Genomic DNA, 23,027 nt, shown 5'->3' with positions numbered 1-23,027 from the left:
ACGGCAATGTCGGGGTCAGCGCTGCAAGCCGTGCAACCTGCCCTCCCCCGCAAGCATCGCTCTTCTCCGAGCGCACTCCCTCCAAAGCCTTACCGCCGCGCCAGCGGCTGCCTGCACTCGCCAGCTCAAACGGGCTCGAACGGGCTCGAACGGCCTGGCTGCAACCCCTCCTTGACAACCAGACTCCATGCATTACCATACGCACATCCATTTTATGGATCTTGGTTCCATAAAATGGAACTCGATAAAAAAGAGAAAAAACGCTGGAGGAGAATCGATGCATCGGAAGACCTGGGCATGGCTGCCCTGTACCCTGCTGTGCGCCCCCGCCGTGGCCACGGCAAGTAGCGTCACCCTGTTCGGCCTGATGGACACGGGCCTGGATCTTTCAAGCGCTGGCGGCCCCACCACGGCCCGCATGCAGTCCGGCCAATACGCCGGATCCCGCTTCGGCCTGCGCGGCACGGAAGACCTCGGCGACGGCTTGCAGGCGGTATTCGTGCTGGAAAACGGCCTGAACAGCGATACCGGGGTGGCTGGACAGAGCGGCCGCCTGTTCGGGCGGCAAGCCTATGTCGGCCTGAGCGGGCGCGCAGGCGCCCTGACGCTGGGCCGGCAATACAGCCCGCTGGTGTCGGTGGCGTTCCAGATGGATGCTTTCGAAAACGGCATGGCCCCGCAGTTCCCCAACCTTGGCCTCTACCCCGGCGGCGAACGCATCGACAACGCCATCAAGTACACCAGCCCCTCGTTTGGCGGGCTGACGATGGCGGCCATGCTGGCGCTTGGCGAACGCAGCACCGCGCCGCGCGCAGGCGATGACTCGTATGGCGTCAACGTGCACTATGCCAGTGGCCCGATGCGCCTCGTCGCAGCCTATGGCGTGCGCAAGTTCGCCTCCGCGGCGGCGCTGGGCGAAGTGGTGAAGCCCGTGGTGGTGTTGCCCAATGTCGTGACCAACGGCAGCATCACCACCTACATGGCGGGCGGCAACTACGACTTCGGCCTGTTCGCGCTGCACGGCGGCTACCAGCGCCAGCGCATCGCGGATGACGTGTATTTCGGCCGTATCGACCAGGACCTGTACACGTTGAGCGTTGCGGTGCCGGTCGGCAAGGCTGGCCGCTTCCTGGCGGGCTACAGCTTCCTGAACGACCACAGCCCCGCGCAACTGGATGCCTCGCTGTTCGGCTTCGGCTTTGTCTACTCGCTGTCCAGGCGCACCAGCGTCTACACCTCCACGGCCTGGCTGAACAACCACAACGGCGCGGGCAATGTGATTGGCGGCAACACCAGCCCGGGCTTGCCGCTGGCCTACCCGGGCGCCAACGCGCGCACGATCCAGGTCGGGCTGCGCCACGCCTTCTGAACCCGCCCCGCCAACCCACACACCCGGAGACTGCCTCATGCATGACGCTGCGATCCCGCTAGAGAGCGCCGCACCGCCGGCGCGCCACCCGCGCGCGCTGGCGCCCGCCAACCTGCTGCTCATGATCGCCATCAGCGCGTTCGGTGCGGTAGTGGGCATCCAGTTGCTGACCACCCTCGGCATCACGCCCAACACCTCGCTGATCGGCGCGCTGGTGGCCATGACGCTGGCCCGCATCCCGCTTGCCGTGCTGTCCGGCTTCCGCTCGGTCCACGTGCAGAACCTGGCGCAGACAAGCATCTCGTCGGCCACCTTCGGCGCGGCCAACAGCCTCATCCTGCCGATCGGCATTCCCTACGTGATGGGCATGCCCGAGCTGATCCTGCCGATGCTGGCCGGCGTGTCCGTGGCCATGCTGCTGGACGCCTACCTGCTCTACCGCATGTTCGATACCCCCGCCTTTCCTGCGTCCGGCGCCTGGCCGCTTGGCGTGGCGGCGGCCGAGGCCATCAAGGCTGGCGACAGCGGCGGCAAGCAAGCCTGGCTGCTGGCCGGCGGGCTGGTCACCGGCGTGGCCGGTGGCTTGCTCAAGCTGCCGATGTCGGCCTTTGGCGTGGCCTTTATCGGCAGCTTTGGCGCGATGACGGCGTTTGCCGTGGGTCTGCTGCTGCGCGGTTACTCGATGCCGCTGTTCGGCACCGAGATCGGCTCGCACTACGTGCCGCACGGCATGATGATCGGCGCCGGGCTGGTGGCGCTGGCGCAGGTGGCGCGGGCCATGTTCGGCAAGGCCGCGCAGTGCGCACAGGCCGCGAGCCAGGGCGCGGGCGCCACGGTGGATGCCCGCGCCGACGCCCGGCGCATGCGCGCTTCGTTCCGGCTCGGCGGCTTCGGCTATCTGGCCATCATGGCGGGCCTGGCCCTGGCCACCGGCCTGCAGGCAGGCATGCCCTTGCCGCTGCTGCTCGGCTTCATCCTCTACGGTGCGTTCTCCGCCTTTGTCCATGAGCTGATCGTTGGCATCGCGGCCATGCATTCGGGCTGGTTTCCCGCGTTCGCGGTGGCGCTGATCTCCTTGCTGATCGGCATCTGGATCGGGTTTCCGCCGCAGGCGCTGGTGGTGCTGGCGGGCTTTTCCGCCGCCACGGGCCCCGCCTTTGCCGACATGGGCTACGACCTCAAGGCGGGCTACATCCTGCGTGGCGAAGGCGCGGATGCCGCCTATGAGCGCGAAGGCCGGCGCGAGCAGCTGATCGCGGCGATGGTGGGCTTCCTGGTCGCCATCGTGGTGGTGCTGGCGTCCTACCGGGGCTTGTTCGCCAACCATCAGTTCGCCCCCATCAACAACGCCTATGCCGCCGCCATCAAGGCCGGCATCTCGGCGGACACCGCGCGCAACCTGCTGCTGTGGGCCCTGCCCGGCATGGCGCTGCAACTGATTGGCGGCGCGCGCCAGCAGCTTGGCGTGCTGCTGGCCACGGGGCTGCTCATCACCAATCCGGCCGCAGGCTGGATGGTGGCGGCTGGCCTGGTAGTGCGCGCCGCCATGCTGCGTTGGCAAGGGCAGGCCGCAAAGGAGCGCCTTGAAGTCTTTGCCGGCGGCGTGATCGCCGGCGACGCGCTCTTCAGCTTCTTCGGCGGCCTGACCAAGAGCCTGCCGCTGAAAAAGTAAGCGGCAGGAAGCCGGAAGCCGGCACAACACGAAGTAAACATCCATCCATCAAAGGAGCCTGTAGTGAAAAGACAATTGACGGTAGACGACGTGGAAGCCGCCGTGCTCGGCGGCGCCATCCTGGGCGGTGGCGGTGGCGGCCTGATCGAAGAGGGCCTGCGCGTTGCCCGGCTGGCGCTTGCCGCCGGCGTGCCGGAACTGTGGAGCGTGGACGAGTTCGATCCGCAGGCGATCACCACCACCGTGGCCATCGTCGGCGCGCCCGCCGCGCCGCTGCCCTGCGTGCGCCCCGCGCACTTGCTGCGCACGCTGGAGCTGATTCGCGAACATGCCGGCGGGCGCCCGCTGGTGGCGCTGAACTCGAACGAGAACGGCGCCGAGACCACGGTGAATGGCTGGTTCCATGCCGCCATCACCGGCATCCCCGTGATGGACCTGGCCTGCAACGGGCGCGCCCACCCGTCGAGCGTGATGGGCGCGCTCGGACTGCACACCGAGGCGGATTACGTCTCCGTGCAGGCCTTCGCCGGCGGCGCCCAGGCACGCTACCTGGAAGGTGTGGCTTCCGGCCGGCTGGAGCTGACCTCGGCACTGGTGCGCCGCGCGTCCGTGGAGGCAGGCGGCGTGGTGGCGGTGGCACGCAACCCGGTGACGGTGGGCTACGCCGCCGCGCACGGCGCGCCTGGTGCGATCAGCCATGCCATCGAGGTGGGCCGCGCCTTCTTGTCCGGCGGCGTCGATGGGGCGGCGGCGGCGCTGGGCGGGCGCATCGTGGCCGACGGCATCGTGGCCGAGTACCGCTGCGAGCAGCGCGAGGGGCTGGATGTGGGGCACCTGGTGTTCGACGACACCGCGCGCACCGAGCTGCGCTTTATCAACGAGTACATGACGCTGGAACAGCACGGCGAGCGCCAAAGTGCCTTCCCCAACCTGATCATGACCTTCGATGACGACGGCCAGCCGGTGGTCTCGGCGCGCGTGCGCCAGGGCATGCGGCTGCGCGTGCTGGTGGCCCCCGGCGAGCGCCTGCTGCTGTCGCGCACCATGAACATGCGCGAGCTGTATCAGCCGCTGGAGGCCTCCCTGGGCACGGCGTTCGCGCCCCTGGAGCCGGCGGCATGACGGCAGCCGCGCCCCGCCAGGACGCCGCCGCCCCGGCGGCGGGCCTGCGCGCCATCGGCGCCTTTATCGATGCGAAGTGGGACGGCGAAATCCTGCCCGCGCTGCACGACTACATCCGCGTGCCGGCCAAGAGCCCCGCCTTCGACGCCGGCTGGCAAGCGCGGGGCCTGCTGGATCGCGTCGTGTGCTCGGCCGCCGCGTGGGCCGAGGCACAGAAGATCGCGGGCATGACGGTCGAGGTGATCCGGTTGCCGGGGCGCACGCCGCTGCTGTTCTTCGAGATCCCGGCCACCGCGGACGCGGGCGCCGACACGATCCTCTTCTATGGCCACCTCGACAAGCAACCTGAGTTCGACGGCTGGCGCCGCGACCTCGGGCCGTGGGAGCCAAAGTACGAGAACGGCAAGCTCTACGGCCGCGGCGGCGCCGACGACGGCTACGCGCTTTATGCCGCCCTGGCCGCCGTGATGGCCGTGAGAGCGGGCGGCGCCAGCCATCCGCGCTGCGTCGGCATCATCGAGACCTGCGAGGAATCCGGCAGCTATGACCTGCCCGCCTACCTGGATGCGCTGGCGCACCGCCTGGGGCGCATCGGCCTGGTGGTTTGCCTGGACTCGGGCGCGGGCAACTACGACCAGCTCTGGATGGTCACGTCGTTGCGCGGCTATGTCAGCGGATGCCTGGAAGTACAGGTGCTGGACGAAGGCGTGCATTCCGGCGATGCCAGCGGCATCGTGCCGTCCAGCTTCCGCGTGCTGCGCCATGTGCTGGACCGGCTGGAAGACAGCGCTTCGGGCGAGATCCTGCCCGCCAGCTTCCATTGCGAGGTGCCGCCGCAGCGCCAGGCGCAGGCTGAACATGCGGCGCGCCAGCTTGGCGACCTGGTGTGGAAGCGCTTTGCGTGGGCCTGCGGCGCGGACGGCGCCAGCGTGCTGCCATCCACCACCGATCCCGCCACCGCGCTGATCCGGCGCGCCTGGCGCCCGGCGTTGTCGGTAGTGGGCGCCGAAGGCCTGCCGCCGCTGGCTACCGCGGGCAATGTGCTGCGCCCGCGCACGGCGTTCAAGCTGTCGCTGCGGCTGCCGCCGCTGGTCGACAGCGCGGCAGCCGCGCAGGAGCTCAAGCGCTTGCTGGAAAGCCACGCGCCATACAACGCGCGCGTGGCCTTCGTGCCGGACAAGAGCGTGGCCGACGGCTGGAACGCACCGGCCACGGCGCCGTGGCTGGCCTCACGGCTGGAGGCGGCCTCGCAGCAGTACTTCGGCGCGTCTTGCGGCTATCTGGGGCAAGGCGGCACGATTCCGCTGATGGGCATGCTGGAAAAGGCCTTCCCCCGCGCGCAGTTCATGGTGTGCGGGGTGCTCGGCCCCAACGCCAACGCGCACGGCCCGAACGAGTTCCTGCACGTGCCGTACGCCAAGCGCCTGACGGCATCGATCGCCAGCGTGATCGGATCGTGGCAGGAGGATGCCGGGCAATAAGGGGCCACAACAGGGGCCGCAGCGGCGTCAGCGCGGCGCAAAGGCGAGCCAGTACGGGTCGCCGATCTGCCGGCCGGCGTCGCTGGTGGCCTCGACGATGCGCGCGCCAAAGCGCTGGACCATGGCATCGGTGAGGTCCTGCACCGGCATGGCGATGCCAAGGCCATAGATTTGCCGCGTGGTCGGATCGCGCAGCGCGGCGGAAATCCCCGCCACGTTCTGCACGAACTCGCCGCGCGACAGCGCCCAGCCGGTTTCCCGCGCTTCCTTCAGCCGCGCCAGCAGGTCCTTGCGCGTGCGCGGGATGTTGCCGCGCCGCACCTCGAAGCCGTCCTGCACCAGCGCCGTGACCTCTTCATCGGTCAGGCGCGACAGGATGGCCCGGCCGATGGACGAAGCATAAGCCGGCGCGCGCGACCCCGGCGGCGTGTAGACCTGCAGCGAGCCCGCGCCGGTGCGCATCTGGATGACGACCGAATCGGCACCGTCCAGCACGTTGATATAGCCGGTGTAGCCGGTCTCGCCGACCAGCTTGTCGAGCACGCCTTGCAGCAGCGTGAGCGCGGTATGCGAGGCGCGGAAGTGGTAAGAGGCCTCCATCACCACCGCGCCCGGCCGGTAGGCGCGCGAGACGCTGTCGCGCTCCAGGAAGCCGTACTCGGCCATCATGCTGAGCGTGCGCGAGGCGGAGCTCTTGGCCAGCCCGAGATGAGTCACCACGTCGGTCACCGTGATGTCACTGCGGAGCTTGGCGATGAGCTTGAGGACATCGGCGGCATTAACGAGTGTGCTCATGAGTAATGGTTCGTTTTATGGATTGAGGTTCCAGAATATAGTCCAAGACCCATAGCGTCAATTTGGGATTCCCCTTAACAACCGCGACAAAGCCCGCGGCAATGCTCACGACAACGCTCAAGACAAGGCACGCATCGATGCACGCACAGACCACCCAAACCCATCCAACCCAGCCGCTGTCCGGCCGGACCGCCGTCATCATCGGCGGCACCTCCGGCATCGGCCGCGCCGTGGCCAGCCGCGTCGTCGCGGCCGGCGGCGCGGTGATCCTCGGCGGCCGCTCGCAAGACGCGCTGGATGCGGAACTCGCCCGCATCGAAGCTGCCGGCGGCGCCGCCTGCGGCCATGTGGTCGACATGGCGGAGCGCGAATCCGTCGCAGCGTTCTTCGCCAGGATTACCCGCCTCGATTACCTGTTCGCACCCGGCGCCACCTACCAGGTCGCGTCTATCCACAGCGATGACCACGATGCGGTGGAAAGCCCCTTTCGCAGCAAGTTCTGGGGCCAGTACCACGCCGTGCACGAAGCCGCGCCCAAGATCGCGCCGGATGGCGCCATCGTGCTGATGTCCGGCGCCGCCGGGGCGCGCCCGATCAAGGGCGCCTCGGCCTATGCGGCTTGCAATGCCGCCATCGAGGGCCTTGGGCGTTCGCTCGCGCTCGACCTGGCGCCGGTGCGGGTCAACAGCGTGTCACCAGGCACCATCGACAGCGACCTGTGGCAGCGCCGGCCTGCCGAGCTGCGCTCGCACGCGTTCGAGAGCTACAGCCGCAGCACCGCGCTTGGCCGGGTTGGCAACGTGGATGAAGTAGCGGATGCCGTGCTGTTCCTGTTCGGCAACGGTTATATGACGGGATCCACCTTGTTCGTCGATGGTGGCTACGTGCTGCCTTGAGCGCCGTCGTCCTCGCTGGAATTGGCATACCATGCCGGAGTCCGCCGCGGGCCCACCGCCCGGCATCGATGGCGGCGACGCATTCAAGGAGAGGCAAGATGGACTATGTAAGGTTTGGCGCGACGGGACTGAAAGTCTCCCGGCTGTGCCTGGGCTGCATGACCTACGGCGTGCCCGAGCGCGGCAACCACCCCTGGACGCTTGGCGAGCCAGCCAGCCGCCCCCTGATCCGGCAGGCGATCGAGGCTGGCATCAACTTCTTCGATACCGCCAACGTGTATTCCGACGGCACCTCCGAGGAAATCGTCGGCCGCGCGTTGAAAGACTTCGCCAGCCGCGACGACGTGGTGATCGCCACCAAGGTCCACGGCCGCATGCGCCCCGGCCCGAACGGGGCCGGCCTGTCGCGCCGCGCCATCCTGGCCGAGATCGACAACAGCCTGCGCCGCCTGGGCACCGACTACGTCGACCTGTACCAGATCCACCGCTGGGATCCGCATACGCCCATCGAGGAAACCCTCGAAGCGCTGCACGATGTGGTCAAGGCGGGCAAGGCGCGCTATATCGGCGCGTCCTCGATGTATGCCTGGCAGTTCTCCAAGGCCATCTACACCTCGCGCCTGCGCGGCTGGACGCAGTTCGCCAGCATGCAGGACCATGTGAACCTGCTGAACCGCGAAGAGGAGCGCGAGATGCTGCCGCTATGCGCCGCCGAGGGCATCGCGGTGATGCCGTGGAGCCCGCTGGCGCGCGGCCGCCTGACCCGGCCGTGGCATGCCGGCAGCGCCCGCGAGGAGAGCGACACGTTTGGCAAGACGCTGTACCGCGATACCGAGGCGTCGGACCGCAAGGTGGTGGAACAGGTGCACGCCATTGCGCAGGCGCGCGGCGTGCCGGCTGCCCAGGTCGCGCTGGCGTGGTTGTCGCAGAAGCGGGAGATCACCTCGCCGATCATCGGCGCGTCCAAGCCGCACCATATCGAGGACGCCGTGGCGGCGCTCTCGCTCGGCCTCACCGCCGAGGAGATCGCCGCGCTGGAGGCGCCCTACGTGCCGCACGCGCCCGTGGGCTTCTGAGGCAGCAACGGCAAAGACGGAAGCAACGGCGATGACGGCGCCGGTGAACTACCGGCGGCCGGTCACTCGCCCGAGGGCCGCAGCGCGGCCGCGCCCGGCTCACGCGTGATCAGACGCAGCCCGCTGGCGATGCTGGCCACGCCCGCGAAGCCCGCGCCGATCGCCAACGCCAGGGTGGGGCCGTGGCGGCCCGCAATGCCGAAGCTGAGCGCGACCAGCGCCGCACCGGTTGCCTGGCCGAGCAGGCGCGCGGTGGCAATCACGCCACTGGCGCCGCCAGCGCGCTCGCGCGGCGCGCTCGACATCAGTGCCTTGAGGTTGGGCGACTGGAAGAAGCCGAAGCCCGCGCCGCAAATCGCCATGCGAATGCCGATATCCAGCGCGCTGGGATGCGCCGGCAGCAGCGCCAGCGACACCATGCCCATGCACATCACCGCCAGCCCCACGCCGCCAAGCAAACCCGGCGCATAGCGGTCGGACAGCCGCCCGGCCAGCGGCGCCATCAGCGCCACCACCGCCGACCACGGCGTCATCAGGAAGCCCGTCTCGATCGGGCTGCGCCCCAGCACGCTCTCGAAGTAGAACGGCAGCGACACGAAGGCCAGCCCCTGCGCGGCGAACGAGCAGATCGCGGTCATGGTCGACAGCGCGAACATGGGCCGCTTGAGCAAATCGATGGGCAGCATCGGCGCGGGATGTCCACGCTCGCGGCGCAGCAGCAGCACGAACGCCACCAGGAACAAGGCCAGCGCCGCCAGCGACTGCCCCAGCGGCGCGCGTTGCGCGCCCTCGCCCAGCGCAAAGATCAGCGAGGCGAACATCACCACGTTGAGCCCCGCGGCGACGCGGTCAAAGCGGTGCGCGCCGCGCACCGTCTGGGGCAGCGCGGGCCAGGCGATGTAGAGCGCCAGCAAGCCGATCGGCAGGTTCACGGCAAACAGCCACGGCCACGGCCCCAGCGACAGGATGATCGAGGCCACCGTGGGCCCCACCGCAAACGACACGCCAACCACCAGCGCGTTGAGCCCGACGCCACGCCCGAGCCGGTGCGGCGGAAAGATCGCGCTGATCAGCGCCGCGTTCACGCTCATGATGGCGCTGGCGCCCACGCCCTGCAGCAACCGGGCTGCCACCAGCGTGGGCAGCGACCAGGAAAGCGCGCAGACCACCGACGCGGCGATGAACAGCATCAAGCCGCCGAGATACACGCGCCGGTGCCCGACGATGCCGCCCAGCGCCGCGAACGGCAGCAGCGTGGCCACCATGGCGAGCTGGTAGGCGTTGATGACCCAGACGGATGCCGCCGGGGTGGCATGCAGCGAGGCCGCGATGTTGGGAAGTGCGGTGTTGGCGATTGCCGTATCGAGCGTAGCGAGCGAGACCGCCACCAGGATGGCGGCCATGCCGCGGCGCTCCAGCGACGTCATGGGCGCATCCGCCGCGCGAGAGGGGAGATTGGATTCTGCTGTGTTCGACACTGTCTTTGCCAGTTACCGCCGCGCCCGGGAAGCCGCGCGCGATGCGCCGGCGCCCTGCCCGATTGTTTGATACATGCACCATGGCTCACCCTCCCGATGCGAGAGAGGGCATGGCAAGCCGACACAATACGGGATAACGCGAATATCTGCAGGCGACGGCGTCGCCGGCAGATAGGCAAATGGCCGAGTTGACCGCCGAAAAGACCGCTAAGGCAGCGCCAGGCGACGCGCCTGCGCTATGCCGCCGACCACACCGCCAGCTCGTAGCCGTCCGGGTCGCGGAAGTGGAAACGCCGCCCGCCCGGGAACGAGAAGACCGCCCGGACCACGGTGCCGCCGGCCGCCTCCACGCCCTGCTGCGCCTGTGCCAGATCATCCGCGTACAGGATCACGAGCGGCCCGCCGGGGCGGACCTCTTCGCCGGTGGTGAAGCCGCCGGTCAGCCGGCCATCGCTGAACTCGCAGTAGGCGGGGCCGTAGTCGGTAAAGGTCCAGCCAAAGGCTGCGCCATAGAACGCCTTGCTGCGCGCGATGTCGCTGACGTTGAACTCGATGTTGTCGATCTGCCGGTCCTGGCCTCTGGTGCCCATGGCGAACTCCCTGGTGATGGATAAGGAACACCATTTTCACCCGGATGCCGTGGCAAAGCTTGAACAAAACGGCCAATCAAGCCTTTGGCGCGCACAACTGGCGCAGCAGGGCCGACGCCGTCATGCCGCACAGCGACTGGATCTCCCGGCTCAGGTGGGCCTGGTCGGCGTAGCCCGCATCCGCCGCGAGCGCGGCCAGCCCAAAGTCGGACCTGTCCGCCCTGCCTGCCCGGTTGCCTGCCCTGCCGCCTGCCCGCTGCGTCGGTGCCAGCGCCAGCGACAGCGCACGCTGGAACCGCAGGATCCGCTCCAGCGTCTTCGCGCCATAGCCGAAATGCTCGACGCTGCGGCGCCGCAGCGTGCGCTCGCCAAGGCCCAGCCGGCGCAGGAGCAGGGGAATCGTCTCGCCCGCCATGCCGGCGTTGGCCTGCACCAGCGCGAAGATGGCTGCCGCCTCGCGGCTCGGGGCGTCGACGCTCAACGCCGTCCGCGCCAGTTGGCTCTGGAATACTTCCACCTCGCGCCCTGCAGCCGCGGCCTCCTCCATCCTCCCGGCAAATTCCCGCCCACGCGCGCCCCACAGATCAGCCAGCTCGACCTGGCTCCCGACGATCTCCGACATGGGCAGGCCCAGCCAGGGCAGCGCCGCGCCCGGTTGAAAGCGCGCGCCCAGCACCACCACGCCGGGCGTCAGGTCCGGCCGGGCCGCGGTGATGTCAGGCCCGACCACCAGCAGCCGGCCGGCGCGCCAGAGCACATCCACGCAGCCGTCCGGCACGACGGCGATCGCACCGGCGTGGTCAGTTGGCAAGGCACTGGTCCACACGCACTGGAAGTGCGGCTGGAGTTCAGGCCGGGGCCGGGCTTCGCAGTAGTGCCCGACCGTGCCTGCCAGCGCGGGAATGTCCGGTGAATGTCGCGAATCCGGCTGTTGCATTACTCTGTGGGTCCCCGCAGACGTTGATGGCGATTCATGGCGATTAATGGCGATGGATTGCAATCCAGGCATGGCGCCGGAATTGGCATCGCCAGCCCCCCAAGGAGAGACGCATGAAAATTGGCCTGGTTTCGGACCTGCATCTTTCGGTCTATCCGATGGACTTTCCGAATCCCGATGTCGACGTGATGATACTGGCTGGCGACATCTGGCGCCCCCGGGAAGCCATGGCATGGGCCGCGGCCGCCACCCTGCCCACCCTGTACGTGGCTGGCAACCACGAGTTCTACGGCAGCGACCTGGCCACCACCATGGACGCCCTGCGCGCCGGCGCGGCCGGCACGCAGGTACAGGTGCTGGAGCGCTCGGAATGGCATTACCGTGGCGTGCGCTTTCTCGGCTGCACGCTGTGGTCGGACTACCGCTTGTTCTCCTCCCCGCAGCAGCGCGAAGATGGCCTGCGCGACGCCCAGTCACTGATGCGCGACTTCTCCCGCATCCGCGTTGCGCCGGATTTCGAGGAGCGCTTCACGCCCGCCACGTCGCAGGCGCTGTTCAGGGATTCGGTGGCCTGGCTGGCGCAGCGGTTCCAGGCGCCCCACGACGGCCAGACCGTCGTCATCACGCACTTCGCGCCGTCGCCGCTGAGCATCAGCCCCAAGTTCGCCGGCTCGCACCTCAACGCCAGCTTCGTCTCCGACCTGCGCCAGGAAATCGCGGCATGGCAGCCTGCGCTCTGGGTGCATGGGCATACCCATGACAGCTTCGACTATCGCCTGGGCGCCACCCGCGTGGTGTGCAACCCGCGCGGCTACGCACGGGATGGCAAGCTCGAAAACCCGGGTTTCAATCCGGGCCTTGTCATCGAGCTGTAAAGCAACGCCGGCCAGCAACCGCACCGAAGTTCGCGGCGCGAACGCCGGCGTGATGCGCACCGGACAAGCCACTTGGGATTTTCCCTTGGTTTGCGCTGCGTAATGCACTGCCAGACCTTTCGGCCCGCAGGGGCACTTCGCCATGGCAGAAGTTGTCTGCTAATGTCTGCTCCGCAGGAAATCAAGGCAGGCGACGCCCGCCGCATCCCCTGCGCCGCCCGGGCCGGCCACGCGCCGGCCCCTGGTCTGGCAAGCCCGAAAGACAGGAGATAAAGCAATGCAGCCTAAGGCTCTCGAACCGACGGAATCCGTACTTCTTGCTTTGATGGACAGCGTGCGCGAATGGCAGCGCGTGCTGGACCAGACTCTGTGCGATGCTGGACTCGACTATCCGAAATGGATCTTGCTGCGCGCTATCCGCCAGGAAGAGTTTGTTCGCCATGAGCCTTACCTGGGCCTGATGCCGATATCCGCGGCGCACTCGGAAAGCCTGCTGGACGCCTTGCACGCCGACGGCTGGATCGCATACGATCCCGCCGGCCAGCCGTTGATCCCCGCGCGCGCCGAGCCCAAGGTGGACCGCGTCTGGAAAGGGTTGAAGGCGCTCCACTCCGTCTCCGTGGCCCCCTTCAGCACCGAGGAACGCCACGCGCTGACGGCCTCGCTCAGGCGCATGAAGGCCACGTTGCACGACCACAGCGTGCGGCTTGGGCGCCAGGCGGAACGCCGGGTGGAACTGGCGCACTGAAAATAGATAAACAGACAAACAAACCAACAAACAACAAACCGGAACCCCGATGCTCCCTGCCGCACCCAGCGCCGATATGACGAATGACATGCCGCCTCCCGCCGTGGTCTGCCATTGGATAAGACGGCTGCTGCGGCGCGCGGAGCTGGCGCAAGATCCTCGGCGGGTGCAATTGGCGGCGCAAGACCCCGGTATTGCGCAAGCCGTCCGCTACGCTGCCGACCCCGCCTACATCACCGCGTATCCGGCCTGGCCCCGCGCCACGGCCTTGGCGCAGGCCGCCGGCCTGGGCGAAGCCGGCACGGAAATCCTGGCATTCCTGATCGCCGCCGAGACGTCCCCGCCGCTGCAGAGGTGCCTTGCCGCATTTGGCCCGTTGACGCAAGAGCGCATGGCTTCGGTGTTGGCCACGGCGCTGTACCGGCCAATGGCCGTCGTGACCCAGGGCCTTGCGACAGCCACCGCGCTTTGCCGCGCGGCACGGCTCGCCGCGGCGCCAGCCACGGCGAGCCTGTCCCAGGCATCCATGCCGAGCTAAGCCACGGCCACGCCTGCGAGCAGCCCGCCGGCCCTCATTGCCCGCCACCAAACAACGGCGACGCTTCGATGCGCTCAAGCATGCCGCGTGCCGCGCTGGTCAGCGGCCGGTTGGCCCTGACGATCAGGCGCGACTGCGCGGCCTCGAAGATGGGGTTGGTGGTGCGCAGCGCCACCAGCTCGCCCCTGGCGACTTCCGTCACCACGGAATTCGAGGAGGTGAAGGTCAGGCCAAGGCGGCACTCGACATAGCGCTTGAGCGTGAGGATGGAGTTGGCGACGAAGCTGGGCGTGAGAACAATGTTCTCGGACAGCTCGGCCATCTGGATCAGCTGGCGCAAACCGAATCCCGGCGCCATCAGCGCCACCGGATAACGCGCCACGTCCTTCAGGGCGGGCCGTTTGCGCTGCCGCGCAAGCGGATGGTCCGGCCAGGCGATCACGCACAGCGGATGCGTGCGCGCCGTGACCACGCGAACGGCGGGATCCGCGGGCGCGCCGAACAAGACGCCGATATGCGCGTCGTCGTGCGCCACCGCGCGCACGGCGTCGGAGGCGCCCGCCACCTTGAGCGAGACGCGGATGCCGGGATATTGCCGGCAGAACGCATCCACCACCCCGCTCATCAGGATATCCACAAAGCCCTCGCTAGCCACCAGCTGGATATCCCCGCGCTGCAGGCCGTTCACTTCATCGAGCCGGGCCATCAGCGCTTGTTCGCTGGCCTGGCGGTCGCGGCAATGGTCCATCACGATGGCGGCCACCTCCGTGGGCACGATGCCCCGGCCTTTGCGCTCCAGCAGCGCCACGCCTAGCTCGGTCTCCAGCAGCTGGATCTGCCGGCTGACGATCGACGGCTCCACGCCCAGTCGCTCGGCCGCGCCGCGCACCGACCCTGTGTTGACCGCTTCGAAGAAATACTGCAGGCGCCGCGCGCTCAGTCCGCCTTCCATGTTCCGTTCCTGTTTCACGTTTCCTGACTGGCTCAAACTCCGCCAATCGTTGCCAAATAGGCAACAAATTCCCGGCAAGCTTACATTGATTCGGACGACTGGAATTGCAAATAATGTGCGGGCGGCAAATCCGCGACCACGATCCCCTTCGAGCAAACAAAGCATGAAACCCTTCGCTTCAATCCTGGCAGCCGCAACCTTGGGCGTGCTCTGTCACCAGGCCGCGGGCGCGGCGCCGCAAGACCCCGCGTACCCGGTCAAACCCGTGAAGATCGTGGTCGGTTACGCGCCCGGCGGCTCCTCCGATGCCGTGGCGCGGCTGGTGGCCAACCGGCTTTCGGAACGGCTCGGGCAGAGCTTCGTGGTCGAGAACCGTCCTGGCGCGGCCAGCAATATCGCGGCGGCCGGCGTGGCGCGCTCGCCCAATGATGGCTACACCATCCTGCTAGGCTCCAATGCCAGCACCATCAATGTCTCGCTGTACAAGAAGCTGCCCTTCGACTTCCAGAAGGACTTCGCGCCGGTGGTGCTGCTCACGCGCTTCCCGAACATCATGGCGGTGAACCCGTCGGTGCCGGCCACGACGGTGGCGGAGTTCATCAGCTATGCCAAAGCGCATCCCAAGGGCATCTTCTTCGCGTCGTCCGGCGCGGGCTCGTCCACGCGCCTGTCGGCCGAGTTGTTCAAGATGATGGCGGGCATCCAGATGGAGCACGTGCAGTACAAGGGCAGCGCGCCGGCGCTGACCGACCTGATGGCGGGCCAGGTGCAGGTGATGTTCGATACGGCGCCGTCGGTCATGCCCCTGATCAAGAGCGGCAAGCTGCGCGCGCTGGCCGTGACCAGCGCCAGCCCGCAGCCCTTCGCGCCGGAGATCCCCACCGTGGATGCGGGCGGGTTGAAGGGCTATGAAGTGGTGTCGTGGTATGCGCTCTTCCTGCCCGCTGGCGCCCCGGGCAGCATCGTCGATACGCTGAACAAGGAAGTCAACGCGATCATGGCCGAGAAGGAAACCCGCGAGAAGCTCGCCGCGATGGTGGCGACGCCGGGCGGCGGCACGCCCGAGGCGCTGCGCCAGTTTGTCGGCTCGGAAATCACCAAATGGGGCGCGGTGGTCAAGGCCTCTGGCGCCACCGCGGACTAGGCCGGCAGATCATGCGCGTTTTTACCGGCTCGCTGGCCACCGAGACCAACACCTTCGCCCCGCTGCCGACCGCGCTCGATGCGTTCGTCGACCGCGGCTACTTTCCCGCAGGCACGCACCCGCCGGAGATGACCATGTTCAGCGGCCCGCTGTGGGCCGCGCGCGAACGCGGCCGCGCGCGCGGCTGGGTGGTGATCGAGGGCATGGCCGCGGGCGCGCAGCCCGGCGGCGTCACCACGCGTCACGCCTATGAGGCGCTGCGCGATGAACTGCTCGGCGACCTGCGGCGGGCGCTGCCCGTCGACATGGTGGTGCTGGGCCTGCACGGCGCCATGGTGGCCGATGGCTACGCGGACTGCGAGGGCGACCTGCTCACCCGCGTGCGCGCGCTGGTTGGCCCCGGCGTGGTGATCGGCGCCGAGCTGGACCCGCACTGCCACCTGTCGGATGACATGGTGGCGCATGCCGACATCCTGGTGGCCTACAAGGAATATCCGCACACCGATATCCGCGAGCGAGCGCTGGAGCTGGTGGACCTATGCGCGGCGCAGGTGGCGGGCCACATCGCCCCCGTGGCGGCGGTGGCCGACTGCGCGATGGTCGTCACCATCCGGACCAACCAGGAGCCGGCACGCAGCTACGTCGACCGGCTGATCGCACTGGAGGGACACGACGGCATCCTCTCGGTCTCCGTGGCACATGGCTTCCCGTGGGGCGACGTGCCAGACATGGGCACCAAGCTGCTGGTGTACGCGAATGGCGATGGCGCAGCCGCGCACCGGCTCGCGCGGCGCCTGGCCGACGAGCTGATCCGCATGCGCGAGACCCTGACGCCCGCTTACCCTGGCCCGGATGCGGCCATCGACCAGGCGCTGGCATTGGCCAAGGCGCCGGGCGGCGCGCCCGTGGTGATCGCGGATGCGGCCGACAACCCCGGCGGCGGGGCGGCGGGCGATGCCACGTTCCTGCTGCATCGCCTGCGCGCGCGTGGCATCGGCAACGTGGCGGTGGGCCCCTTGTGGGATCCCATCGCTGTGCGCATTGCCTTTAGTGCCGGCGTCGGCGCGCGGCTGGCGCTGCGCATCGGCGGCAAGGTCAGCCCGATGTCCGGCGAGCCTATCGACCTGGCTTGCACCGTGAAGGCGCTGGTTCCTGACATGATCATGACGGGGCTGTCGGGCGCGCCGGCGGCGGTGGGCAACGCGGCGCTGGTGGAGGCGGATGGCATCGAGATCGTGCTGATCACGCGGCGCGCGCAGGCGCTGGACACCGATGTCTTCACGCAGCTCGGCTGCCGGCTGTCCGAAAAGACGCTAATCATCGTCAAATCCGCGCAGCACTTCCACACCGCGTTCTCGCGGATCGCGCGCCATGTCATCTACGCGGACGCGCCAGGCTCGGTCTCGCTCAATTTGCGCTCCCTGCCCTATCGGCACATTCGCCGGCCCAAGTGGCCGATCGATGCCTGAACGAAAAAAGGCGGCGCACGCGCCCAGACGCGCGAGCGCCGCCTTCACGGCATCAAGCCTCCATCAACCTGCATCAACCTGCATCAAGCTTTCTTCACGCTTTCTTCACGCTTTCTTCACCCACGCACTGCACCAGCCCTTGGTCGCGACCTGCTTGCCGGCGAACAGCGGGCAGCCGCCGCTTGCATCCGCCGCCTTGCCCTGGAAGAGCTGGCAGTTGCCGCAATGCTGGCTGGTGTCATGCTTCGGGTACTTGGCCTTGTCCACCTTGGACGAATCCGCCTTGTAGCCAAGGCCGACCGCCTGCGGGTCCTTTTCATCCACCATCGGGCCGCTTCCCTGCGCCCGGGCTGGCAGGGAGACACCCAGCGCGCCGGCCGCCGCGATGATCGGAATGCCTTTCAAGAAATGACGACGAGTTGACATCTTTAATCCTCTTTTTTCTGTGGGGGACAAACCGGACAGGGCCGCGCCTTGTGCAACCACGCAAGCCCCCGTCCGTCAACCATCGGCGCGCCCATGACGGCGCGCGCCAGATACCAGCCCGGACGCAGGCTACGCCCCAGCAAAAAACCAAGTGTCAGACACGTCGATTCAAAGTGCGCGCAGCCGGCACCCGGAGCCGCCATCGTGGCCGGCTCCAGGCTTGTATCCCGATTGAGTTTAGACGACGCCGATTACGTCGACGTTGCGCGTAGTCATGGAATGCGATCGATCCATGCCCTGCGCGCACCCGGAATCCGGCCGCAGGATCGTATGAGGCCGGATCAGGCAGGGAAGAACGTTCTAGCGCCGTCCGCCCACATCCACAATCGCCCCATTTGGCGCGACCATGTAGTAATCCGCGCCAATGCCAACCCAGTGGTGGCCCTTCGATGGCTTCGGCAGTTCGTGCGAACGCCAGTCATCCACCACATATTGGCGATCACGGTACTCCGCGGGGAGCCTGTCGCCCTTATGCCACTGGCCCGGCCCGCTACGCGCGTTGTCACGGTCGTCACCCGGCCGCCCACGGTCATCCCGGTGCGGCTGCGGCTGGCCCCGGTATTGGTAGCCACGGTCAGAGTCGCGGTCCGGCTGCGCAGAACTTTGGGCCGAAACCAGGAACCCGCCGGCGAGCATCACGCCCAACAGCAGTTTGCTTCTCACGGTTTTCGTCATCAGGCACTCCTTTTTATTAGCCGCTGTAGCCACGCTGGCCGCGGTGGCCGCGCTGGCCCTGGCAGGACATCGTCAACAAGGCCAAAAGCACGAACAGTCCACGCGAATGGCTTGTCGCCATGGACTGGCTCGCAACTTCGATGCCCGATTGAAGAATAGTGGCTGCGGCGCAGGATGCCGCCGAGAAGCGCCGCATCGGGCGCTCATCATGCTTGCGCGGAGGAAAAATGAAGTGCGGAGGGAGACAGGCAAGAACACGATGGCGGTAAATGCCCACCATCCGTGTAAGAAATACAAGCCGATTTGACCAGGACGCGGCACGCAAGCCGCGCCCGCATCACAAGGCCTGCCGCCAGCGATCAGGCGTGCGCGCCCTGCAGCGTGCCGGCAAAGCGGTGTTGCCCAGGGGCGTCGTCGTCGGGGGTGGCTTCCAGCTTGAACTCGCCCACCGCGTTCTGCAACTGGTGCGCCTGTTCCGCCAGGGCAGACGCGGCGGCGGCGGCTTGCTCCACCAGCGCGGCGTTCTGCTGCGTGACCGCATCCATTTGCATCACGGCTTGATTGACCTGCTCGATGCCGCCGCTCTGCTGCGCCGATGCCACCGAAATCTCGCCCAGGATGGTGGTGACCTGGCTGGACGCCGTCACGATCTCGCGCATGGTCTGGCCGGCATGCTCCACCCGCGCGGAGCCGTTGCGCACCTGCTCAACCGAATCGCCGATGAGACCGCGGATTTCCTTGGCGGCCGCGGCGCTGCGCTGCGCCAGCGTGCGCACCTCGCCGGCCACCACGGCAAAGCCGCGCCCTTGCTCGCCCGCGCGCGCCGCTTCCACGGCGGCATTGAGCGCCAGGATATTGGTCTGGAACGCAATGCCCTCGATCACGTCGATGATGTCGACGACCTTCTTGGAGCTGGCGCTGATCGCCTGCATGGTTTCCACCACCTCGCCCACCACGGTGCCGCCGCGCTGCGCAATATGCGAGGCATTCGCCGCCAGTTCATTGGCCGCGTGCGCGCGCTCGGTATTCTGCCTGACCATGGCGGTCAGCTCGCCCATGCTCGATGCGGTTTCCTGCAGCGCCGAGGCCTGCTCCTCCGTGCGCTGCGAGAGGTCGGCATTGCCGGCGGCGATCTGCTTGGAGGCGTCGGAAATGGAATCGGTCGATTCCTTGATGCGGGTCACCAGGTCCGTGAGCATGTCCTCCATCTCGCCCATGCCGGCCAGCAAGCGGCCGAACTCGCCCTTGCGCTCGGTTTCGAATTCCTTGCTGAGGTCGCCGGAGGCCACGGTCTCGGCGATATAGACAGCCTCGCCTAGCGGCTCGGCGATACTGCGCGCAATGCCGTAGGTGAAGGCGGCGCCAACCAGAAGCGCGACAAGCCATAGGGTAAACATCAAGGTACGCGCGCCGTCGATGGCCTGCTGCGCGCCGCCGCCGCTCGCACCAGGCAGGCGGTCCAGCCCGGCCGCGATTGCCGCGGCCATCAAGAGCAAAACCACCGCGAATCCCACGCCAAGGCGCGTACGGATGGTCAGGTTGGCAAATGACATCATTGCTGCATCTCCCCTTTTTTATGTGGACTCCGCCTGCGTCGTCGCCTGGATAACGGCGATGCGCGCAGAAACTTTAGGAGAAATCCTGGATGCCTTTATCGGCTCCGTCCGCAAGGCCCGCTCAGCCGGGGAGATGGCCCGGCGCCGCCCCGTCGCCCGCGCGGCTGCCCGCGGGGAAATGCACGCCGGCGCGCTGGGCCGCCCGGACGATGTGATCCGACATGGCGCGCTGGGCCAGGCTGGCATCGCCCGCGGCCAAGGCGTCGATGATGGCGCAATGCTCGGTGTAGGTGGCATGGCGGCTGCCGCGCTGGTAGAACGGCAAGCGCTGGCTTTCCTGCATGACGTCAGTGCTGTTGCGCAGGATATCGGCGATGGCGCGGTTGCCGGCGATCGCGATGATGCGCATATGAAAATCAAAGTCCAGCCGGGCGGCCTGCGTGAAGTCGGACGCGTCGATGCACACCCGCATGGCCTCGGTGTTCTCGCGCAGGGCGTCGATGTCTTCCGGCAGCAGCGCCGCCGCGGCCAGCCCCACGGTGAAGCCCTCCAGCGCGAAGCGCAACTGGTAGATATCGGTCAGCGAATGCGATTTGGAGAAACGCCATGGCGGTGGTGCGCCGTCGCCAGCGTCGGCGGCCACGTACACGCCCTTGCCGGGGCGCGAGACCACCAGCCCGAGCCCCTGCAGCGTGGACAACGCCTCACGCAGCGAGGTGCGGCTGATGCCGAGCTGCTCCGACAGGTCGCGCTGCGAGGGCAACAGCGATCCGGCCGGATACTTGCCGCCCTCGATCCACTCGCGGATCAGGTTCGCGGCGTTGGCGGAGATGGCGGTAGCTGTGACCATTGGGTGCGATGAAGTCCTGCGCGGGATCGTGAAAGATGGAGGCCAGCGCTTGCCGCCGGATTGACGGCAAATTGTACTCGACGACCCGCCCGGAGCACGCCCCGGGCAGCGCCATCGCATACCTGCCTGACTTACTTGTTCACCAGCCGCGCCGGTACCGTATAGGTCAGCGCCGCGCCGCAAAGCAGCACGCCAGCCAGCACGAACATGGCCAGGTTGGTGCTCTGCGTCGCGTCCTTGATCAGGCCGATCATGTAAGGGCTGACAAAGCCCGCCAGGTTGGCAAACGAGTTGATCATGGCGATGCCGGCAGCGGCACCCGCGCCGGACAGCAGCGCGGTCGGCAGGCTCCAGAACAACGGCGACGTGGCCAGGCTGCCGCCCGCGGCGAGCGCCAGTGCGGCGAGCGAGAGCACCACGTTGTCGCTGAAGATCGCGCTCAGCGCCAGGCCGGCTGCGCCGCAGCAAAACGGCACGATCAGGTGCCAGCGGCGCTCGCGCATGCGGTCGGAGCTGCGGCTGACCAGGATCATCGAACACACCGCGACGGAGAACGGGATGGCCGTCAGCAGGCCGATATTCAGCGCGCCGCTCACGCCGGCCTGCCGGATCAGGGACGGCAGCCAGAACGTCAGCCCGTACTGGCCCATCACCGTGCAAAAGCAGATGCAGGCCATCTTGATGATGCGGCGGTCCGAGAACAGCTGCCGCATGGTCATGTGCCCGCCTTTGGTGGCGTTCTCGTTGGCGATGTTGCGCTCCAGCAGGTCCTTCTCGCCCTGCGTGAGCCAGCGCGCCGAGCGGATGTTGTTGTCCAGGTAGGCCAGCACGGCAACGCCGACCAGCAGCGAAGGCAGCGCTTCGATCAGGAACATCCATTGCCAGCCGCGCAGCCCCGCCACGCCCTGCATGGACTCCATGATGAAGCCGGAGAGCGGGCCGCCAAAGATGCCCGACACCGGGATCGCGCACATGAACAGCGCCACCATGCGCGCGCGGCGGTGCGACGGGAACCAGTAGGTCAGGTACAGGATCATGCCGGGGTAAAAGCCAGCCTCGGCCGCGCCGAGCAGGAAGCGCAGCACGTAGAACTGCGTGGTGGTCTGCACGAACACCATCGCCGCCGAAATCACGCTCCACATGATCATGATGCGCGAGATGGTCGCCTTGGCGCCGATGCGGTGCATCAGCACATTGCTCGGCACTTCAAAGAAGAAGTACCCGATGAAGAACAGGCCTGCGCCCAGCCCGTAGGCGGACTCGCTGAACTGCAGGTCGCCAAGCATATGCAGCTTGGCAAACCCCACGTTGACGCGGTCCAGGTAGGCCACGACATAACAGAGCATCAGGAACGGCAGCAGGCGCCACGCAACCTTGCGGTAGACGGCGTTTTCCTGCGCCGCCGCCGCGCGGGCGGCGGCGGGCTCGGGGGCTAGCGATGGGGCGGTGGTCAGGGACACAGCGGTTTCCTCCTCAGGTGGCTCGGCTTGTTATCTCAGCTGGTATTACCAGTCTGTTTTCTTGGAGATGGCGAAGGATACGTCCCAGCGTTTCTCTGGAAAAGCAGCGTAAACCCTGTGATAAAAGCGTCTTGACGCCAGTCATTGACAATCGGATACTGGATCTACTGGTATTACCAGTTGATCCACGGAGGTTGGCCAAGCGCCTTCCCCGGCCACTTCTTACCCATGACAAGAGGAAAAAGGAAAAACGTGTCTGCTCCCGACGAGAAGGCGATCCAGCCCCCACTGCCATCCCAAGCGCCGGTGCGCCTGCGGGTGGAGCCACTGACCGTAGCCGCATTCGCCCCGTTTGGCGATGTCATCGAAAGCGAGGGGCGCGCGCCGATGGTGATCAATGGCGGCATGACGCTGCGCTACGACGACCTTGCCAGCGTTGACGTCGGCACGCAGGGCGGCCGGGCGCTGATCAGCTTCTTCGACGCGCAGCCTTATGCGCTGCCGCTCGGCATCCGCGCCATGGAGCGGCATCCGCTGGGCAGCCAGGCCTTCGTGCCCCTGGACGAGGCCGCCTTCCTGGTGGTCGTGGCGCCCGTTGGCGACCAGATCGACGAATCGGCCATCCGCGTGTTCGTCACCAACGGCAGGCAAGGCGTGAACTACAAGCGCGGCGCCTGGCATCACTCGCTGATCGTCACGCAAGGCACGGCGCGCTTCCTGGTGGTGGACCGCGGCGGCGAGGGCCACAACTGCGACGTCACCGAGCTGCGCGGCAACTACCTGGTGGCGGGGTAAAGGCGTCGTCGCCTGTTGCGAGCGGGGTCCAGGACTGCACCGGCTTGATCCCCCCTGCTGCCT

General features: G+C 67.5%; 22 protein-coding genes. 12 read left to right on the top strand and 10 right to left on the bottom strand.

Annotated elements, in window-relative coordinates; translation table 11 throughout:
- The first annotated feature begins 277 nt into the window (after window positions 1–277).
- From AC1Q7Q_RS10930 to AC1Q7Q_RS10915, 4 genes are all read left to right on the top strand, one after another.
- Window positions 278–1,369, top strand: coding sequence for a porin (locus AC1Q7Q_RS10930; RefSeq protein WP_492372237.1), 1,092 nt, complete (start codon window positions 278–280; stop codon window positions 1,367–1,369).
- A 37-nt stretch (window positions 1,370–1,406) separates the two neighbouring features.
- Window positions 1,407–3,041: an OPT/YSL family transporter gene (locus AC1Q7Q_RS10925; RefSeq protein ID WP_492372238.1), complete on the top strand. Its 1,635-nt coding sequence runs from the start codon at window positions 1,407–1,409 to the stop codon at window positions 3,039–3,041.
- Window positions 3,042–3,104: 63 nt separating this feature from the next.
- Window positions 3,105–4,163: an S-methyl thiohydantoin desulfurase domain-containing protein gene (locus tag AC1Q7Q_RS10920; protein ID WP_492372239.1), complete on the top strand. Its 1,059-nt coding sequence runs from the start codon at window positions 3,105–3,107 to the stop codon at window positions 4,161–4,163.
- Window positions 4,160–5,644 carry a M20/M25/M40 family metallo-hydrolase gene (locus tag AC1Q7Q_RS10915; RefSeq protein ID WP_492372240.1) on the top strand — a complete coding sequence of 495 codons (1,485 nt, stop codon included), beginning with the start codon at window positions 4,160–4,162 and terminating at the stop codon, window positions 5,642–5,644. The genes AC1Q7Q_RS10920 and AC1Q7Q_RS10915 overlap by 4 nt, the downstream gene beginning before the upstream one ends.
- Before the next feature lie 27 nt (window positions 5,645–5,671).
- Here the strand turns inward: AC1Q7Q_RS10915 and AC1Q7Q_RS10910 are convergent, their stop codons facing one another.
- On the bottom strand, window positions 5,672–6,439 hold the full coding sequence (locus tag AC1Q7Q_RS10910) for an IclR family transcriptional regulator (protein ID WP_150986080.1): 768 nt from the start codon (window positions 6,437–6,439) through the stop codon (window positions 5,672–5,674).
- A 137-nt stretch (window positions 6,440–6,576) separates the two neighbouring features.
- Between AC1Q7Q_RS10910 and AC1Q7Q_RS10905 the strand changes: the two genes are divergently transcribed.
- Together AC1Q7Q_RS10905 and AC1Q7Q_RS10900 are read left to right on the top strand one after the other, a co-directional pair.
- Complete coding sequence (locus tag AC1Q7Q_RS10905) at window positions 6,577–7,335, top strand: SDR family oxidoreductase (protein ID WP_492372241.1); 759 nt, start codon at window positions 6,577–6,579, stop codon at window positions 7,333–7,335.
- A 98-nt stretch (window positions 7,336–7,433) separates the two neighbouring features.
- Window positions 7,434–8,411 carry an aldo/keto reductase gene (locus AC1Q7Q_RS10900; RefSeq protein ID WP_492372242.1) on the top strand — a complete coding sequence of 326 codons (978 nt, stop codon included), beginning with the start codon at window positions 7,434–7,436 and terminating at the stop codon, window positions 8,409–8,411.
- Window positions 8,412–8,473: 62 nt separating this feature from the next.
- Here the strand turns inward: AC1Q7Q_RS10900 and AC1Q7Q_RS10895 are convergent, their stop codons facing one another.
- The 3 genes from AC1Q7Q_RS10895 to AC1Q7Q_RS10885 form a co-directional block, all read right to left on the bottom strand.
- Entirely contained in the window at window positions 8,474–9,838 is a 1,365-nt protein-coding gene (locus AC1Q7Q_RS10895) for an MFS transporter (RefSeq protein WP_492372243.1), read from the bottom strand.
- A 287-nt stretch (window positions 9,839–10,125) separates the two neighbouring features.
- Window positions 10,126–10,479, bottom strand: a complete 354-nt coding sequence (locus AC1Q7Q_RS10890) for a VOC family protein (RefSeq protein WP_492372244.1) — start codon at window positions 10,477–10,479, stop codon at window positions 10,126–10,128.
- A gap of 76 nt (window positions 10,480–10,555) precedes the next feature.
- A complete protein-coding gene (locus AC1Q7Q_RS10885; RefSeq protein ID WP_492387162.1) occupies window positions 10,556–11,374 on the bottom strand; it encodes a DUF6597 domain-containing transcriptional factor in 819 nt (272 codons plus the stop codon).
- A gap of 155 nt (window positions 11,375–11,529) precedes the next feature.
- On the opposite strand from AC1Q7Q_RS10885, the gene AC1Q7Q_RS10880 reads away from it, so the two are divergent.
- From AC1Q7Q_RS10880 to AC1Q7Q_RS10870, 3 genes are all read left to right on the top strand, one after another.
- Window positions 11,530–12,291 carry a metallophosphoesterase gene (locus AC1Q7Q_RS10880; protein WP_492372245.1) on the top strand — a complete coding sequence of 254 codons (762 nt, stop codon included), beginning with the start codon at window positions 11,530–11,532 and terminating at the stop codon, window positions 12,289–12,291.
- A gap of 277 nt (window positions 12,292–12,568) precedes the next feature.
- On the top strand, window positions 12,569–13,039 hold the full coding sequence (locus AC1Q7Q_RS10875) for a MarR family transcriptional regulator (protein ID WP_492372246.1): 471 nt from the start codon (window positions 12,569–12,571) through the stop codon (window positions 13,037–13,039).
- Between the two features lie 49 nt (window positions 13,040–13,088).
- Window positions 13,089–13,577 (top strand): hypothetical protein, encoded by a 489-nt coding sequence (locus AC1Q7Q_RS10870; RefSeq protein ID WP_492372247.1) that lies wholly within the window; start codon window positions 13,089–13,091, stop codon window positions 13,575–13,577.
- 34 nt (window positions 13,578–13,611) lie between these two features.
- On the opposite strand, the gene AC1Q7Q_RS10865 is transcribed toward AC1Q7Q_RS10870, so the two are convergent.
- Window positions 13,612–14,529 (bottom strand): LysR family transcriptional regulator, encoded by a 918-nt coding sequence (locus tag AC1Q7Q_RS10865; protein ID WP_492372248.1) that lies wholly within the window; start codon window positions 14,527–14,529, stop codon window positions 13,612–13,614.
- Window positions 14,530–14,692: 163 nt separating this feature from the next.
- Between AC1Q7Q_RS10865 and AC1Q7Q_RS10860 the strand changes: the two genes are divergently transcribed.
- On the top strand, window positions 14,693–15,673 hold the full coding sequence (locus tag AC1Q7Q_RS10860; protein WP_492372249.1) for a tripartite tricarboxylate transporter substrate binding protein: 981 nt from the start codon (window positions 14,693–14,695) through the stop codon (window positions 15,671–15,673).
- 11 nt (window positions 15,674–15,684) lie between these two features.
- Window positions 15,685–17,142, top strand: coding sequence for a M81 family metallopeptidase (locus AC1Q7Q_RS10855; protein WP_492372250.1), 1,458 nt, complete (start codon window positions 15,685–15,687; stop codon window positions 17,140–17,142).
- Between the two features lie 105 nt (window positions 17,143–17,247).
- Here the strand turns inward: AC1Q7Q_RS10855 and AC1Q7Q_RS10850 are convergent, their stop codons facing one another.
- The 5 genes from AC1Q7Q_RS10850 to AC1Q7Q_RS10830 form a co-directional block, all read right to left on the bottom strand.
- A complete protein-coding gene (locus tag AC1Q7Q_RS10850; RefSeq protein ID WP_492372251.1) occupies window positions 17,248–17,568 on the bottom strand; it encodes a high-potential iron-sulfur protein in 321 nt (106 codons plus the stop codon).
- 360 nt (window positions 17,569–17,928) lie between these two features.
- Complete coding sequence (locus AC1Q7Q_RS10845) at window positions 17,929–18,303, bottom strand: RcnB family protein (RefSeq protein WP_492372252.1); 375 nt, start codon at window positions 18,301–18,303, stop codon at window positions 17,929–17,931.
- A 359-nt stretch (window positions 18,304–18,662) separates the two neighbouring features.
- A complete protein-coding gene (locus AC1Q7Q_RS10840) occupies window positions 18,663–19,859 on the bottom strand; it encodes a methyl-accepting chemotaxis protein (protein WP_492372253.1) in 1,197 nt (398 codons plus the stop codon).
- A gap of 121 nt (window positions 19,860–19,980) precedes the next feature.
- Complete coding sequence (locus AC1Q7Q_RS10835) at window positions 19,981–20,709, bottom strand: FadR/GntR family transcriptional regulator (protein WP_174428415.1); 729 nt, start codon at window positions 20,707–20,709, stop codon at window positions 19,981–19,983.
- 131 nt (window positions 20,710–20,840) lie between these two features.
- Entirely contained in the window at window positions 20,841–22,163 is a 1,323-nt protein-coding gene (locus AC1Q7Q_RS10830) for an MFS transporter (RefSeq protein ID WP_492372283.1), read from the bottom strand.
- Window positions 22,164–22,421: 258 nt separating this feature from the next.
- Here AC1Q7Q_RS10830 and AC1Q7Q_RS10825 point away from each other — a divergent pair, with 258 nt between their 5' ends.
- Window positions 22,422–22,964 (top strand): ureidoglycolate lyase, encoded by a 543-nt coding sequence (locus tag AC1Q7Q_RS10825; protein WP_492372254.1) that lies wholly within the window; start codon window positions 22,422–22,424, stop codon window positions 22,962–22,964.
- Window positions 22,965–23,027: the final 63 nt, after the last annotated feature.

The sequence above is a fragment of the Cupriavidus sp. GW823-FHT07A04 genome (assembly GCF_058794615.1).
This window is presented reverse-complemented; position numbering and strand designations above follow the sequence as displayed.